This is a genomic window from Xenophilus arseniciresistens (assembly GCF_028023875.1).
GTDB lineage: Bacteria > Pseudomonadota > Gammaproteobacteria > Burkholderiales > Burkholderiaceae_C > Xenophilus > Xenophilus arseniciresistens.
In genome coordinates, this window is the sequence record NZ_JAQIPB010000006.1 from 50,929 (window position 1) to 65,589 (window position 14,661).

General features: G+C 70.4%; 13 protein-coding genes and 1 tRNA gene. 13 read left to right on the forward strand and 1 reads right to left on the reverse strand.

The genetic code is table 11. From position 1 onward, the window contains the following. Positions 1–30: 30 nt before the first annotated feature. The 8 genes from imuA (at position 31) to PGB34_RS13080 (ending at position 8,053) form a co-directional block, all read left to right on the forward strand. A complete protein-coding gene (gene imuA / locus PGB34_RS13045; RefSeq protein ID WP_271428531.1) occupies positions 31–876 on the forward strand; it encodes a translesion DNA synthesis-associated protein ImuA in 846 nt (281 codons plus the stop codon). Next, complete coding sequence (locus PGB34_RS13050) at positions 842–2,263, forward strand: DNA polymerase Y subunit UmuC family protein (RefSeq protein ID WP_271428532.1); 1,422 nt, start codon at positions 842–844, stop codon at positions 2,261–2,263. The genes imuA and PGB34_RS13050 overlap by 35 nt, the downstream gene beginning before the upstream one ends. Next, positions 2,256–5,765 (forward strand): error-prone DNA polymerase, encoded by a 3,510-nt coding sequence (locus tag PGB34_RS13055; protein WP_271428533.1) that lies wholly within the window; start codon positions 2,256–2,258, stop codon positions 5,763–5,765. Before PGB34_RS13050 ends, PGB34_RS13055 begins: the two co-directional genes overlap by 8 nt. Positions 5,766–5,772: 7 nt before the next feature. Further along, positions 5,773–6,339, forward strand: coding sequence for a 2'-5' RNA ligase family protein (locus PGB34_RS13060; protein ID WP_271428534.1), 567 nt, complete (start codon positions 5,773–5,775; stop codon positions 6,337–6,339). Between the two features lie 44 nt (positions 6,340–6,383). After that, a complete protein-coding gene (locus tag PGB34_RS13065) occupies positions 6,384–7,304 on the forward strand; it encodes a hypothetical protein (RefSeq protein WP_271428535.1) in 921 nt (306 codons plus the stop codon). A gap of 154 nt (positions 7,305–7,458) precedes the next feature. Continuing rightward, the gene (locus PGB34_RS13070) at positions 7,459–7,638 is read left to right on the forward strand and encodes a hypothetical protein (RefSeq protein ID WP_271428536.1); all 180 of its coding nucleotides are present in this window, start codon (positions 7,459–7,461) and stop codon (positions 7,636–7,638) included. A 117-nt stretch (positions 7,639–7,755) separates the two neighbouring features. Continuing rightward, complete coding sequence (locus tag PGB34_RS13075; RefSeq protein ID WP_271428537.1) at positions 7,756–7,941, forward strand: hypothetical protein; 186 nt, start codon at positions 7,756–7,758, stop codon at positions 7,939–7,941. Between the two features lie 38 nt (positions 7,942–7,979). Beyond that, a tRNA-Gly gene (locus PGB34_RS13080) sits at positions 7,980–8,053 on the forward strand. A 127-nt stretch (positions 8,054–8,180) separates the two neighbouring features. Here PGB34_RS13080 and PGB34_RS13085 read toward each other — a convergent pair. Next, positions 8,181–9,107, reverse strand: a complete 927-nt coding sequence (locus PGB34_RS13085; RefSeq protein WP_271428538.1) for a LysR family transcriptional regulator — start codon at positions 9,105–9,107, stop codon at positions 8,181–8,183. Positions 9,108–9,251: 144 nt separating this feature from the next. Between PGB34_RS13085 and PGB34_RS13090 the strand changes: the two genes are divergently transcribed. From PGB34_RS13090 to PGB34_RS13110, 5 genes are read left to right on the forward strand one after another with little or no spacing between them, the layout of a single operon-like run. Beyond that, a complete protein-coding gene (locus PGB34_RS13090) occupies positions 9,252–10,154 on the forward strand; it encodes a VOC family protein (RefSeq protein ID WP_271428539.1) in 903 nt (300 codons plus the stop codon). A 38-nt stretch (positions 10,155–10,192) separates the two neighbouring features. Then, on the forward strand, positions 10,193–11,059 hold the full coding sequence (locus PGB34_RS13095; RefSeq protein WP_271428540.1) for a fumarylacetoacetate hydrolase family protein: 867 nt from the start codon (positions 10,193–10,195) through the stop codon (positions 11,057–11,059). After that, positions 11,056–12,618, forward strand: coding sequence for a bifunctional 3-(3-hydroxy-phenyl)propionate/3-hydroxycinnamic acid hydroxylase (locus PGB34_RS13100; protein ID WP_271428541.1), 1,563 nt, complete (start codon positions 11,056–11,058; stop codon positions 12,616–12,618). The genes PGB34_RS13095 and PGB34_RS13100 overlap by 4 nt, the downstream gene beginning before the upstream one ends. Positions 12,619–12,671: 53 nt before the next feature. Further along, entirely contained in the window at positions 12,672–13,652 is a 981-nt protein-coding gene (locus PGB34_RS13105; protein WP_271428542.1) for a Bug family tripartite tricarboxylate transporter substrate binding protein, read from the forward strand. 30 nt (positions 13,653–13,682) lie between these two features. After that, complete coding sequence (locus PGB34_RS13110; protein WP_271428543.1) at positions 13,683–14,660, forward strand: tripartite tricarboxylate transporter substrate-binding protein; 978 nt, start codon at positions 13,683–13,685, stop codon at positions 14,658–14,660. The last annotated feature ends 1 nt before the right edge of the window (position 14,661 follow it).

A 14,661-nucleotide genomic window follows, 5' to 3' on the forward strand; every position in this document is an offset into this window, starting at 1 on the left:
TGTATAAATAACCAGTCTTTGAGCTTTGCCATGTCTTCCTCTGCCTTGCATGCCGTGTCTGCCGTGGACCCTGCCGCCTTTCGCGAGCAGGGCATCTGGCGTGCGGATGAGCTGGACGGCAGCAGCGAGGCCGCCTGCAGCACCGGCCATGCGGCACTGGACGCCGAACTGCCCGGCGGCGGCTGGCCGCTGGGCGCGCTCACCGAACTGCTGCAGAGCGAGCCGACGCAGCCGCTGTGGCCCCTGTTGCTGCCGGCGCTGGCGCTCACCGTGGCGCAGCGCCCCAGCGCGCGGGTGGTGCTGGTGGCGCCGCCCCTGCCTCCTTTCGGCCCGGCCCTGGCGGCCGGCGGGTTGCCCTCGGCCGCGCTGTTGTGCGTGCAGGCCCAGGCGGCGGCCGAGCGCCTGTGGGCCAGCGAGCAGGCCCTGCGTTGTGCCGACGTGGGCGCGGTGCTGGTGTGGCTGCCGCAGTCGCGCGTGGCCGATCTGCGCCGGCTGCAGCTGGCTGCCGCACGCCAGGGCGGGCTGCTGTTCGCACTGCGGCCTTCCAGCCAGGCGCAGCAGGCATCGCCGGCCCGGCTGCGGCTGGCGATGGAGCTGCTGCCGGCGCCAGCGGATGCGCCGGCCCTGATGTCGCTGCAGCTGCTCAAGCGGCGCGGCCCGCCCGCCGTGCGGCCCGTGCAGGTGCCGGCGCAGCCGCTGCCGCTGCAAGCCCTGCTGGCCGCTGCGCACGCACGTCGGCAGGTGCTTGCGCCTTCAGGTGCGGCAGCGGCGCCTGTGGCGGGCGCGCGCGTGCTGTCGTGGCCGGGTGCGCGCGGGGCCGGGCCTTCATCTTCCACCGGCCATGCACTGGATCGCCCTTCACTGGTCGGCGCCTGAGGCCGCGGTCGGCACCCCGCCCGCCGTGGCCCGCGACGCCGAGCTGCCCGATGCCCAGGCCCTGGGCTGGTGGGCGCTGCAGTTCACGCCGCATGTGGCCTGGTGCGAAGAGGCCCTGATGCTGGAGGTGTCGGCCTGCGAGCGCCTGTGGGGCGGGCGGCAGGCGCTGATGCGCCAGATGGCCGCCGACGCGCCCGAAGGCCTGCGCCCGCGCCAGGCGCAGGGCGCCAGCAGCCTGGTGGCGCTGGCCCGGCTGCGCCTGTACTGCGAAGGCCAGCAGCCGCCTGCGCGCCTGCCCCATGCGCTGCCGCTGCGGACGCTGGACGCCGCCCGGCCGCACCTGAACGTGCTGGCCCGCCTGGGCTGCCAGACCTGGGGCGACGTGGCGGCGCTGCCGCGCGCGGGCGTGGTGCGGCGCTTTGGCGCCGAACTGCGCGAAGCGCTGGATGTGGCCTGGGGCCTGCGGCCCGATCGGCTGCCCTGGCTGAGCGTGCCCGAGACCTTCGACCAGAAGGCCGAGCTGCCGGCGTTGGCGACCTCGGGGCCCGAGCTGCTGTGGTCGGCCCAGCGCCTGATGAGCGCGCTGCGGCTGTGGCTGCAGGCCCGCCAGCGCGGCGTGCTGGCCTTCGAGCTGGAATGGACGCTGGACCTCAAGCGCCTGCAGGGCGTGGACCTGCCACGCACGCAGCATCTCTTGGTGCGCACCGCTGAACCCACGCAGGACATGGCCCATCTGCGCCGCCTGCTGGCCGAGCGCCTGGCGCTGGTGACGCTGCTGGCGCCCACGGGCTGGCTGCGCCTGCGTTCCATCGAGACGGCACCCTGGGGCGGCGCCGCACGCAGTCTGCTGCCGCCGCGCCACTTGCCGGCCAGGGACGGCAAGGCCCAGGAGGCCGGGCAGCCGGGGGCCGGCGAGCCCTTGCACCAGCTGGTCGAGAAACTCAGCGCCCGGCTGGGCCCGCAGGCGGTGCAGGTGCCCGTGCCGCAGGCCGATCACCGGCCCGAACGCATGCAGCGCTGGGCCCCGGCGGTGCACTCTGCCGGCCCCGGCACCCCCTGCGCCGCCCCCGAGGCCAGCACGCCCATCAGTGCCTTGCTGCCAACCTGGCTGCTGCCCGAGCCGCTGCCGCTAGACGTGCGCGACGGCAGGCCGCACTACCACGGCCAGCTCAAGACGCTGGTGGGGCCGCAACGCCTGGAAGGCGATGGCTGGTGGGAGCCGCGGGAAGAGGGGGCCGATGCCCAGGCACCGGGCGCGGCCGTGGCGCGCGACTACTACATCGCGCGCAGCCCGCAGGCCGGCCTGGTCTGGATCTACCGCGAGCGCACGACGCTGCACGGCGCCGGGCAGGTGCCGCGCTGGTTTCTGCAGGGCCTGTATGCCTGACCTGAGCGCCAAGGAAGAGGCGGCGCGCCACGGGCGTCGCAGCACGCTGCCGCAAGCGCTGCCGCCAGGCCCGCAGCGCCCGGGCCTGCCCGCCTACACCGAGCTGCATGCCATCACGAACTTCAGCTTCCAGCGTGGCGCCTCGCACCCGGAAGAGCTGGCGGTGCATGCCTGGTCCAGAGGCTATTGCGGGCTGGCCATCACCGACGAATGCTCGGTGGCAGGCGTGGTGCGCGCCATGGTGGGTTTGAAGGAATTCATCGAAGATCTGGATGAGCTGGAGCGCAAGGAGCCCGAACGCCCCAAACTGCCGCGCAACCCCGACTTCAGGCTGCTCTACGGCAGCGAGTTCCGCCTGGAGCGCTACACGCTCGTGGCCCTGGCGCGCGACCTGAAGAGCTGGGGCCAGTTGTGCGAGACGATCACCGCCGCGCGCACGCAGGACGAGGTGCAAAAGGGCCGGTACCAGCTCGAAGGCGGCCTGGCGGCGCTTGCGGCCTTGCGCGACTGCGAGTTGCTGTTCGTGCCGCACCGGCACAGCGGTGCGCCCATCGACATCGACACGCTGGTGGCCGACCTGCGCGCCGTGGCCGAACAGGTGGTGCCGCCCGCCGACCCGGCCCAGCCCGATGAGGAGGCTCCGCCCGGTCTGTGGCTGGCCGTGGAACTGCACCACGAGCTGGATGACGACCTCTGGCTGGCCGCCCTGCAGCAGGCCGGCGAGCGCAGCGGCGTGCCCTGCGTGGCCGCGGGCGGCGTGCGCATGCATGTGCGCTCGCGCAAGCCGCTGCTGGACGTGCTCACGGCCGTGGACCTGGGGCGCCCGGTGGCCGAATGCGGCCTGGCGCGCGCGGCCAATGCCGAGCGCCATCTGCGCTCGCGCATGCGGCTGGCGCGCACCTACCCGGCGCAGCTGCTGGCGCGCACGATGCAGGTGCGCGCGCGCTGCGGCTTCTCCCTGGAAGCGCTGCGCAAGCATTACCAGTACCCGCTGGAGCTGGTCGAGCCCAACGAAACGGCCGCGCAGACCCTGCGGCGCAAAACCTGGGCCGGCGCGCAGCAGCGCTACCCGGGCGGCGTACCCGAGTCCGTGCAGGTGCAGGTCCGGCGCGAACTCGACCTGATCATCGAGCTGGGCTACGAGATGTTCTTCCTGACGGTGGAAGACATCGTCGCCTTTGCCAGGGAAAAGAAGATCCTCTGCCAGGGCCGCGGCTCCTCGGCCAATTCCGCGGTCTGCTACTGCCTGGGCATCACGGCGCTCGCGCCCGATGACGCCAACCTGCTGTTCGAGCGCTTCCTCAGCCGCGAGCGCAAGGAGCCGCCCGACATCGACGTCGATTTCGAGCATCAGCGGCGCGAGGAGGTCATTCAATACATCTACGGCAAGTACGGCCGCGAGCGCGCGGCCATTGCGGCCGTGGTCATCGCCTGGCGCACGCGCAGTGCCATCCGCGACGTGGGCAAGGCCCTGGGCGTGGATGCGCGGCTGATCGACGCCTTCGCCAAGGACCACCACTGGTTCGATTCGCTCGGGCCTGGCCAGGAGGCGTCGGCGCAGAGCGTCATGACGGAAGGCGTGATCGCCAGCCTGCAGCAGGCCATGGACAAGTCCGGCGCGGTGGCGCCGCCGCACAAGCTGCACCTGTGGGTGGAGCTGGCGCGCACGCTGCGCGGCTTTCCGCGCCACCTGAGCCAGCATGTGGGCGGCTTCGTGCTCACCGAAGGCCGGCTCACCAGCCTGGTGCCGGTGGAGAACGCTTCCATGAAGGACCGTTCGGTGATCCAGTGGGACAAGGACGACCTCGAGGCCATGGGCATGCTCAAGGTCGACGTGCTGGCGCTGGGCATGCTCAGCGCCATCCGGCGCGCGCTGCGCTTCATGAACGACTGGCGCGGCACGCAGTGCGAAATGCACCAGTTGCCCAACGACGACGAAGCCACCTACGACATGATCTGCGCGGCCGACACCATCGGCGTGTTCCAGATCGAGAGCCGGGCCCAGATGTCCATGCTGCCGCGCCTGCGCCCGCGCTGCTACTACGACCTGGTGGTGGAGGTGGCCATCGTGCGGCCCGGTCCCATCCATGGCGGCATGGTGCATCCGTACCTCAAGCAGCGCGAGCGGCAGCGGCGTGGGGACCCGATCGTGCTGGCCAAGGAAGAACTCGACGATGCGCTGGGCCGCACCCTGGGCGTGCCCATCTTCCAGGAACAGGTGATGCAGATCGCGATGATCGCGGCCGGCTTCACGGCTGACGAGGCCGACCGCCTGCGCCGCGCCATGGCGGCCTGGAAGAAGAAAGGCGGCATCGACAGGTTTCACGACCAACTGGTCGAAGGCATGGTGGCGCGCGACTACGACCGCGCCTTCGCCGAAGCCATCTTCAAGCAGTGCGAAGGCTTCGGCGAATACGGCTTTCCCGAAAGCCACGCGGCCAGCTTTGCCTTGCTGGTCACGGTGAGTGCCTGGCTCAAGTGCCACGAGCCGGCCTGCTTCCTCGCGGCGCTGCTCGATTCGCAGCCCATGGGCTTCTACACGCCTTCGCAACTGGTGCAGGACGCGCGCCGCCATGGCGTGCAGGTGAGGCCCGTGGACGTGATGGCCAGCGAATGGGACAGCACGCTGGAGCCGCGCACACCGGGCTTCGAGTCACCCCAGCTCGAGCCCCGCCATGCCGCGCGTCAGGGCCGCCAGCAAGGGCGCGGCCAGCCGGCGGTGCGCCTGGGCCTGTCGCGCATCGAGGGCCTGAGCCAGGCTGGCGCCCAGCGCCTGATCGAGGCCCGCGCCCAGCAGCCTTTTTGCAGCGTCGAAGACCTGGCGCTGCGCGCGGCGCTGGACAGCCGCGACATGGCGGCGCTGGCCGGCGCCGAGGCCCTGCGCGCACTGGCCGGCCATCGGCGCCAGCAGGTGTGGGAGGCCACGGGCCCGCGCGTGGCTGGCACCGGCCGCCAGGCCCGGCCACGCGCCGGCGCGCCCGCGCCGCCGCCCGCCACGGCTTCGCTGCTGCGCGAGGTGCCCGTGCACGAGGCGCCGCTGCAACTGCCGCTTGCCAGCGAAGGCGAGGAGATCGTGGGCGACTATGCCGCCATGGGCTTCACCTTGCGCCGCCATCCGCTGGCGCTGCTGCGGCCCCGGCTGGCGCGGCTGCGGCTGCTGAGCGCGCGCGAGCTCGAAGCCGTGCCCCATGGCCGCACGGTGCGCGCCTGCGGCATCGTCACCGTGCGCCAGCGTCCGGGCACGGCCAAGGGCACCATCTTCGTCACGCTCGAGGACGAGACCGGCCCCGTGAACGTGATCGTCTGGCCGGGCGTGGTCGAGGCCTGGCGCGTGCCGCTGCTGCAGTCGCAGCTGCTGGCCGTGCAGGGGCAGTGGCAATGCGCGCAGAACGAGGAGGCCGGTGGCGGCCAGGTGCGGCACCTGATCGCCGCGCGATTCAAGGACCTGACCCCCTGGCTGGGCCAGTTGGCCAAGCGCCAGCGCAGCCGGGACTTTCATTGAGCGAGCCATGCGACGCGAACATCCCGACTCTTTTGCGAACACCGTGGTATGGCTGAAGCCGCCCCCTGAGATCGCGAACGCGCTGGTGGCGCATCGCAAGCATTGGTGGTGGCTCAGCCACAAGCACTTTCCCGCCGCGCACCGCCTGCACCTGAGCATGCACAACCTGGGACCGCTGGACGATGAAGAGATCGGGCAGGTCTCGCACATCCTGTCGGGCGTGCGTGTGAAGGCTTTCGATCTGGCGCTGACATGGTCGGGTGTGTGGACCAGCAAGGTCGCGGTTGCATGCCCGCAGGCCCACGAGGGCTTGACGCAACTGCATGCGGCGCTGGCCCGGCATCTGCACGGCAGGCTGACCCGGCAGAGCTGGTCGCCGCACGTCACGCTGGCCTGGAATGTGCCGTGGGCTGGTGCGGCCCGGCTGACGCCCCTGCACTGGCCCGTGCGCGAGTTCCTGCTCGTGCGTTCATGGCACGGCGAAGAGGCTCGCCATGAGGTGCTGAGCCGTTACCAGCTGGAACCATTGCGCCCGGGTGCCTGCCATGCCGGCCGACATACAGCCGCCGCCTGATCCGCTAGGCTGTTCATCAACCCAAGTCCTGTCGTCTTCCGCCCATGCTGCTCGAAACCCCCATCGGCCCGCCGCCACCCGCGCCCGACCTGCCGCCAGGCATTCCGCCTCCCACGCCGCCGTTCCCCGACCTGCCTCCCGAAGGCGATCCGCCACCGGGCGAGCCGCCGGTCTGGGAGCCCGGCCGCGAGCCGCCCGTGGCCGACCCGCCGCTGCACCGCGCGGGCGATCCGCTCGGGCGCACGCACGCACGGCGGCTGCGCGAACTGCACCGGTCGGCCGGCTGGCCCTGCGGCGATATTGTCGAAGTCGAGCTGCTGGCCGCGGGCCTGCTCACTCGCGAACGCACTGCCTCCGGCCATGAAACGCTGCGCCTGAGCGACGCGGGCATTGCCCATCTGGCCCAGGCCCACAGCGGCAACCGCGCGCGCCTGGGGGCGCATGAAGCGCTGGTCGAACAGGTGGCGCGGCAGATGACGCGCAACGGCCGGCTGGCCTGGCGCGGCCTTCGTCTGCGCGCGCGCCTGGCCGTGGCCGACGAGGGGAAAGAGGAGGGCGCCACCGCCGCGCGCTGGTGCATGGCCTGCCCCGACGTGTTCTCCATCCGCAACACCAGCGTGGAGGCCTACTGCCACCCCATCGTGCACGAGATCAAGGTCAGCCGCGCCGACCTGCTGGGCGACCTGCGCAAGGCCGACAAGCGGGCCGCCTACCTGGACCTGGGCGGCGAGTGCTGGTACGTGCTGGGGCAGGACGCGACGGGCCGCGCCATCGCTGCGCCCGAGGAGGTGTCCGAAGGCTGCGGCGTGCTGATGCAGGAGGGCGCGCGACTGGTGGTGGCGCGCGCGGCCGTGCACCGGCCCGTGGAAAGGCTGCCCTTCGCCGTCTGGATGGCGCTGGCCAAGGCCCAGCCCCTGGACGGCTTCGACGACGACGCGCAGGACAGCCTGATCGCCTGCCATTGAGCGATCGAGCGATCGAGCGCTTGAGCGAGGCCGCGCACATCGCCTTGGCGGGCGACGACCTGCGGCCTGCCTGATGGCCTACAGGCGCGCGCAACCCCTGCTTTTAGCGTGAGCCCATCGCATTCTTTCTTGTTGAACGCCGAAGGAGCCCACGATGTCCCAACTGCCTGCTTCCGTCCCCGAAGTCGACGAAGAACAGCTCGTCGAACAGGCCAACACCGAATCCGAAGTCCGGCTGGCCGAGCTGGACGACGAGGAAGATCCGCGCCCCGACCAGCCGCCCTTGAAGGCAGGAGTTCACACGCTGGAGCCCGGGCCTGCGGGCAAGTCCTGAGCCCCTGCGTGGGTCGGCCTCCACAGAATCTTGACCGTGCGTGCAAGCGCACTTCATGCGGGGTGGCTTCAATGCCGGGACGGCACAAGCCACACCGCCCACAGGAGGGACCCATCCATGACAACGATTGCCGACTTCCTCGTGATGCAACTGCTGGTGCTGCTGACGCTCTTCGCCATCTACTGGGTGCGCGAGCGCATGGCCGAAAAGCGCGCAGCCCTTCTGGATGCATCGGACAGCCATGCACCGCCCGCCCAGCCGCGCCTGCGCCAGGTTTCTGCCGTGGCCGCGGCCAGCGCCTGAAAAGACAGCGCCATTCCCACAGTAGAATCCGCGCCGCTGCGGGTGTAGTTCAATGGTAGAACGGCAGCTTCCCAAGCTTCATACGAGGGTTCGATTCCCTTCACCCGCTCCATCTGCTCCTGTGCTTTCATGCGCAAGCAGACCTTTGCAAAGGCGGCCAACCTGAGGGCCACCCCCGAATCGGACCGATGCGTCCACCCTTTGGCGCTTTGTTCTGAAGCCCCGACCTCTCCCTCTGCTCAATAGCCCAGTCGCGCGCCCGAGTCGCGTCGGTTGACTTCGTAGAACAGGCTGCGCAGCCAGCGGTTGGGCGCATCGTTGTGCATGCGCCGGTGCCAGAACTGCTGCACCTGCAGCTGCGGCGGCTTGAAGGGCAGCGCGATCTGCTGCAGCGGGATGTGCCGGCCCACCGCGGTCGCGATGTCCTGTGGCACGGTGGCCACCAGGTTCGTGCCCGGCAGCAGCGCAATCAGGCTCATGAAGTGCGAAAGCTCCAGCGTCACCTGCCGGTGCCAGCCCCTGGATTCCAGCCAGCTGTCCAGCAGATGCTCGCGGCCATCGGGGCGCACCAGCACATGCCGGGCGGCCAGGTACTGCTTGAGCGTCACGCGCCGGCCCGCCCATTCGTGGTCGGCGCTGGTGATGCATTCATAGCTGCTCGTGAACAGCGCCTGCTGAAAGTAGCCCGCCTTTTGCAGATCGGGAAAGTAGCCCACGGCGAGGTCCGCTTCTCCCTTTTCCAGCGCGTCTGCCGCCGCCGCCCGTGGCCGCGACACCGCGTGCAGATGCACACCGGGCGCCTCGTCCTGCAGACGCCGCAGCACGCCGGGCAGGAAGGCCACCTCGCCGATGTCCGGCGTGAGGATCGTGAAGCTGCGCCGGGCCTGGGCCGGATCGAACTGCGGGGGCAGCAGGATTTCCGACTGGATCGTCTGCACGACGCGGCGCACCACCGGCGCCAGTTGCTGCGCGCGCGGCGTGGGCTCCATGGTGGCGGCCGTGCGCACGAACAGCGCGTCGTCGAAGGTCTTTCGCAGCCGCGCGAGCGCGCCGCTGGTGGCTGACTGGCTCAGGCCGATCGCCTCGGCACTGCGGTTCACGCTGCGCGTGCGCATCAGCGTGTCGAACACCACCAGCAGATTCAGGTCGACGGATCGAATATCCATGAAGCCGATTTTATGAATCGGCCAGATCGTCTGTACAGCGCTGGGGCAGCTTCCTACGATCCGGGCCGGAGACACGAATTGCAGACCCTCAGACCTTCACCGTGCTGGGCGCTTGACGGGCCTGCCACCCAAGGAGATTGCTGGATGAGTTCCCCCTGGATCGAGGGATTGCGCAGCGTGGCGCTGCATGTGCCCGACCTGGCCAAGGCCGAAGATTTCTACACCCGCACCTGGCGGCTCGAGGTGGCCGCGCGCACCGAAGACGCGCTCTACCTGCGCGGCACCGGCACCGACGGCTACCTGCTGGCCCTGCACCAGGGCGGCGAGCAGCCGCAGATCCGGCAGGTCACCCTGCGGGCGCGCAGCCATGAAGCGCTGGCGCAGGTCCAGCAGCGGGCCCTTGCGGCGGGTGCCACGCTGATCGCGGCGCCCCACGCACTGACGCACGATCCGGCGGGCGGGACCGGCATGACGTTCAGGGATCCGCACGGCCGGGTGTTCCAGGTGGTGCATGGCGATGCCCGTCACGAGCCGGCCGCGCCCATGCCGGACCGGCCGATCCGGCTGACCCATGTGGTGCTCAACACCCATGCGGTCGACCAGACGCAAGCCTTTCTCGAACAGGCACTGGGCTTTCGGCTTGCCGATCGCACGGCCATCATGGCTTTCATGAACTGCGACCGCGACCATCACACGATCGCGCTGGGCATTTCCGACAACGACGCGCTCAACCACATCGCCTTCCTGATGCCCGACTTCGAGTCGGTCATGCGCGGCGGCGGCCGCATGAAGGACGCCGGCTTCGCTATTCAGTGGGGGCCGGGGCGTCACGGGCCGGGCAACAACCTCTTCAACTACTTCATCGACCCCTTCGGCGTGGTGATCGAGTACACGGCCGAAGTCGAGCAGATCGACGACAGCTACGTCAGCCATGGGCCCGAGCACTGGAAGTGGCCCAGCGGCCGCGTCGACCAGTGGGGCATCTCCGCGCCCCCCGGGGCCACGCTCAAGGAGGCGCAGCGCCGCATCCTGTTCGCGCCTTCCTGAGCCCAGTTTTCCCTTTCTCTTTTTCCTTGCGATCCACCATGAAGTTCACCACCTATATGCGCAACGGCGCCCCCCGCCTGGCCGTGGTCGACGGCGACCGGCTCATCGACCTGAACGAGGCCGACGCGCGCATTCCAGCGGACCTGCGCCTGGCGCTGCAGGCCGGCGTCGACCTCGGCGCGGCAGCGCAAGCCGCGCTGGAGAGCGAGGCCGCGCGACAGCCGCTGGCTGGCGTGAAGCTGGCACCGCTGGTGCCCGAGCCGGGCAAGACCATCTGCCTGGGCCTGAACTACTTCGACCATGCCAAGGAGGGCGGGCGCGAGAAGCCGGACTACCCCTGGTTCTTCTTCCGGGGCGCCAGTTCGCTGATCGCCCATGGCGATGCCGGCGTGGTGCCGCGCGTGTCCTCGCGCTTCGACTACGAGGCCGAACTGGCCGTGGTGATCGGTCGCCGCGTGCCGCGCCATGTGACGCAGGCCGATGCGTTGCAGTACGTCTTCGGCTACAGCTGCTTCAACGACATGAGCGTGCGCGACTACCAGAAGCGCACGCCGCAATGGACCATCGGCAAGAACTTCGACGGGACCGGCGGCTTCGGGCCCGTGCTGGTGACGGCCGACGAACTGCCGCCCGGTGCGACGGGCCTGAGGATCCAGGGCCGGCTCAATGGCCAGCTCATGCAGGATGCCAACACCACCGACATGATCTTCAATGTGGCCGAGACCCTGGCCCTGCTGGCCGAGGTGCTCACCCTGGAGCCGGGCGACGTGGTCGTGATGGGCACGCCAGCCGGCGTGGGTCAGGCGCGCAACCCGCCGGTGTGGATGAAGGCCGGTGACAGCTACGAGGTGGAGATCGAGCGCATCGGCACCCTCGTCAACCCGATCGTGGCGGAAGCCGCATGAACGACGCCGCGCTGTACGACGTGGCCATCGTCGGCTATGGCCCGGCGGGGCAGGTGGCTGCCGGGCTGCTGGGCTTGCGCGGGCTCAGGGTCTACGTGTGCGAACGGCTGCCCGATGTGTACGAGATTCCGCGCGCCATCGCGCTGGATCACGAGATCATGCGCGTGTTCCAGCAGCTTGGCGTGGCCGAGGCGGTGCTGCCCTTCACCGAGGCTTTTTCCAACTCGGAGTACTACGGCGTCGATGGGCAACTGATCCGCCGCATGACCATGCTTGCGCCGCCCCATCCGCAGGGTTACACGCCTTCGCTGGTGTTCACGCAGCCGCCGGTGGAGCGCGCGTTGCGCGCCCGTGTGGCGCAGATGCCCAGCGTGGCGGTCGAACTCGGCGCCGAGATGACGCAGCTCGCGCAGGATGCGCAGGGCGTGACCCTCACGGTGCAGCGCGGGCAGCAGGCACGGCAGGTGCGGGCCCGCTACCTGATCGCCTGCGACGGCGGCTCCAGCGCGGTGCGCACGCAGATGGGCATGGCCCTGGAAGACCTGGACTTCGACGAACCCTGGCTGGTCGTGGACGTGCGCCTGAATGAACAGGGCCTGCGAAAGGTGCCGAAGGTGAGCGTGCAGTACTGCGAACCCGAGCGACCTTGCTCGCTGGTGCTGGGGCCGGGCAATCACCGCCGCTGGGAGATTTCGCTGCGGCCCGGGGAGGACCCGCGGCAGGTCGCGACTGCGCAGCAGACCTGGAAGCTGCTCGCGCGATGGATCAGCCCCGAGGACGGCACCCTGTGGCGCCAGGCCAGCTACCGATTCCACGCGCTGGTGGCCGCGCAATGGCGCAGCGGGCGGGTCTTCCTCGCCGGGGACGCGGCCCACATGCAGCCGCCCTTCCTGGGCCAGGGCATGTGCCAGGGCGTGCGGGACGCAGCAAACCTGAGCTGGAAGCTGGCGGAGGTGCTGACGGGGCGGGTGCGGGGCGACGCGGCGCAGCGGCTGCTCGACAGCTACGGCGAGGAACGCAAGGCCCATGTGCGCGAACTCACGAGCCGGATCAAGGGCGTGGGGGCGGTGATCTGCGAGCGCGACGTGCAGCGCGCACGGGCCCGCGATGCCGCGCTGCTCGCCCAGTGCGGGGGCCAGGTGCAGGACACGCCGCGCCAGGACATCCTGCCGGCGCTGACCGAGGGCCTGCTGTCGGCGCAGGCCAGCAGCGCGCGCGGCACGCTGTTTCCGCAACCCTGGCTGCGCACGGCCCAGGGCCATCAGCGCATGGACACCCTGTTCGGCAACGGCTGGCGCCTGGTGTGCCTGCACGCCAGCGCGGACAGTCTTGCGGCCGGGCAGTCGGCATGGGACGCCGTGCAGTGGGTGGACCTGGCGCGCATGCCCGAACGCGATGGGGTGGTGGCGGACTGGATGCAGCGCCACGCCTGCGTGGCGGCGCTGGTGCGGCCCGACAACTACGTGTTCGGCGTGGCCGCCCGGGCATCCGAGATCGCCGCATTGATCGACGAGGCAGCCAGCGCGCTGGGCCTGCGCCAGCACGCGCTGTCGATGTAGCGCTCGCACGGCGCGCCTGAACGCGCACACAGCCACAACAAAGGAGACAAGACATGAACCGAAGAGACTTCCACGCGCACCTGGCCTGGCTGGCCGCCCCTGTGATGGGGGCGGCGCTGCCGGCAGGGGCACAGGCCTGGCCCGCCAGGCCCGTCAAGCTCATCCTGTCCCAGCCGGCGGGATCGGGGCCGGACATCCTGGCCCGCTACGTGGCCGACCAGTTGGGCAGGCTCTGGCAGCAGCCGCTGGTCATCGACAACCGCCCCGGCGGCCAGAACGTGATCGGCGCGCAGGCCGCCGCGCGCGCGCCTGCCGACGGCTACACCTTCTACTACGCGACCACCGCGGCCATGGTGACGAACGTCTTCACCTTCAAGTCGCTGCCCTACGACCCCGTCAAGGACTTCGCACCGGTCAGGCTCATCGGTCGCAGCCCCTTCGTGCTGGCGGCCGCCAGTGGCCTGCCGGAGCGTGACCTGCAGGCCGTCCTGGCACGGGCCAAGGCCCGTCCTGGCTCGGTGGCCGTGGGCACAGAGGGGCCGAAGACCTTCTCCGGCATGCTGCTCGAAAGCCTGGCCGGCACGGCCGGCGTGCAGTTCAACCATGTGCCCTACAACAAGGCGCCCGATGCCCTGCAGGACCTGATCGGCGGCCGTGTGCAACTGGTCTGCCTGCCCGAGGCCGCAGTCTCCTCCTATCTGAAGGGCGGCCAGTTGAAAGCCCTGGCCGTCAGCACGGCACGGCGCCTGCCGCAGATGCCCGAGGTGCCCGCGCTGGCCGAGACCCTGCCGGGCTTCGAGTTCACGGGCTGGAACGGCCTGTTCGCGCCCGCGGGCACGCCGCCCGCGCTGATTGCCCAGGTCAACCGCGACCTTGAGCGCGTGCTTGCGCAGCCCGATGTGGCCGAGCGGCTGCTGACCCTGGGCACCTTGGCCGAAGCGCACATGACGGTGCCGCAGTTCGAGCAGTTCATGCGGGCCGAGCGCGAGCGCTGGGCCGGCATCGTCAAGACCATCGGCCTGCAGGCCGAGTAGCGGCACCACGACCACGACGGAGACCAGGACATGCAACGAAGAACACTGCTGCAGGGCGCGGGCTGCAGCGCGCTGGCCGCGGCCTTGAGCCCCGTGCTCGCCCAGGGCGACAAGACCGCCTTCATCTTCTCGGGCTTTCCCGCGGGCGGCATGGGCGACCAGGTGGCCCGCCCCCTGGCCGAGAAGCTGCGCGGGCGCTATGCCGCCAACGTGGTGGTCGACTACAAGGCCGGCGCGGGCGGGCGCATCGCCGTCGACCACGTGCGTCGCGCCGCCGCCGACGGGCTCACGATCCTGCAGATCCCGAGCTCGCCCATGACGCTGTACCCGAACACCTACCGCAAGCTGAGTTACGACACGCTGGCTGATTTCATTCCTGTCACCAGCACCGTGCAGTACGCCTTCGTGCTCACCGCAGGCCCGGGTGTGCCAGCCGAGGTCCGGACCTTGGCCGACTACGTGCGCTGGGTGCGCGACAGCCGCCAGGGCAGCAGCTATGGGGTGCCGGCCGCGGGCTCTGCGCTGCATTTCGTCGGCATGATGCTGGACCGTCAGATCGGCGGGCGGCTCACGGCGGTGCCCTACAAGGGCGGCGCGCCCTTGCTCAACGATGTGCTGGGTGGCCAGGTGCCGGTGAGCGTGAGCGTGCTGGGGGAGGTCATGCCCCACATCCGCAGCGGCAGGCTGCGCGGCCTGGCCGTGTCCAGCGCCCAGCGCCCGCCCTTTCTCCCTGAAGTGCCCACCTTTGTCGAGCAGGGCTACGCCGACATCGTGGTGCAGGAATGGCTGGGCTGGTTCCTGCCGGCCCGCACGCCACAGGATCGTGTGCAGCAATTGGGCAGGCTGGTGAGCGAGGGACTGCAGGATCCGGTTCTCGTCGAGGCGCTGGCACGCCAGGGATTGCAGCCCTTCCACCAGTCGCCGCAGGCATTCGCGCAGCTCGTGCGCGACGACCTGAACCGGTGGGCGCCCATCGTGAAGGCGTCGGGCTTCACGGCGGAGGACTGAA

Coding starts and splice junctions, on each gene's coding strand:
- imuA (WP_271428531.1), top strand. CDS start 31: ATGTCTTCCTCTGCCTTGCATGCCGTGTCTGCCGTGGACCCTGCCGCC.
- PGB34_RS13050 (WP_271428532.1), top strand. CDS start 842: ATGCACTGGATCGCCCTTCACTGGTCGGCGCCTGAGGCCGCGGTCGGC.
- PGB34_RS13055 (WP_271428533.1), top strand. CDS start 2,256: ATGCCTGACCTGAGCGCCAAGGAAGAGGCGGCGCGCCACGGGCGTCGC.
- PGB34_RS13060 (WP_271428534.1), top strand. CDS start 5,773: ATGCGACGCGAACATCCCGACTCTTTTGCGAACACCGTGGTATGGCTG.
- PGB34_RS13065 (WP_271428535.1), top strand. CDS start 6,384: ATGCTGCTCGAAACCCCCATCGGCCCGCCGCCACCCGCGCCCGACCTG.
- PGB34_RS13070 (WP_271428536.1), top strand. CDS start 7,459: ATGTCCCAACTGCCTGCTTCCGTCCCCGAAGTCGACGAAGAACAGCTC.
- PGB34_RS13075 (WP_271428537.1), top strand. CDS start 7,756: ATGACAACGATTGCCGACTTCCTCGTGATGCAACTGCTGGTGCTGCTG.
- PGB34_RS13085 (WP_271428538.1), bottom strand. CDS start 9,107: ATGGATATTCGATCCGTCGACCTGAATCTGCTGGTGGTGTTCGACACG.
- PGB34_RS13090 (WP_271428539.1), top strand. CDS start 9,252: ATGAGTTCCCCCTGGATCGAGGGATTGCGCAGCGTGGCGCTGCATGTG.
- PGB34_RS13095 (WP_271428540.1), top strand. CDS start 10,193: ATGAAGTTCACCACCTATATGCGCAACGGCGCCCCCCGCCTGGCCGTG.
- PGB34_RS13100 (WP_271428541.1), top strand. CDS start 11,056: ATGAACGACGCCGCGCTGTACGACGTGGCCATCGTCGGCTATGGCCCG.
- PGB34_RS13105 (WP_271428542.1), top strand. CDS start 12,672: ATGAACCGAAGAGACTTCCACGCGCACCTGGCCTGGCTGGCCGCCCCT.
- PGB34_RS13110 (WP_271428543.1), top strand. CDS start 13,683: ATGCAACGAAGAACACTGCTGCAGGGCGCGGGCTGCAGCGCGCTGGCC.